This is a genomic window from Halomonas marinisediminis, assembly GCF_004347715.1.
GTDB lineage: Bacteria > Pseudomonadota > Gammaproteobacteria > Pseudomonadales > Halomonadaceae > Halomonas > Halomonas icarae.
The window spans coordinates 1-266 of the sequence record NZ_SLTR01000523.1; the positions used below are offsets into that span (position 1 = coordinate 1).

General features: G+C 65.4%; 1 pseudogene. It reads left to right on the plus strand.

From position 1 onward, the window contains the following. Nucleotides 1-266, plus strand: a pseudogene (locus E0702_RS17655) (multidrug effflux MFS transporter); the annotation flags it as partial.

Below are 266 nucleotides of genomic sequence, written 5' to 3' on the forward strand. Positions count from 1 at the left end.
AGGCGGAGACCTTCCATCTGTGGTTCGCGGTGATCGCCCTTCTGGCGTCGAGCGCCAGCTACATCAATTCGCGGCTGGTGGTGCGGCTGGGCATGCGGCGCATGGTGCGCGGGGTGCTGACCGGGCAGATCGCGGTCTCGGGCGTGTTCCTGTCCGTGAGTGTCGTGGGCTGGCCCGAGGCACTGCATTTCTGGGCCTATTTCGTCTGGGTGACGGGGGTGTTCTTCATGGCGGGCATGACCCTGGGCAACCTCAATGCCATCGCG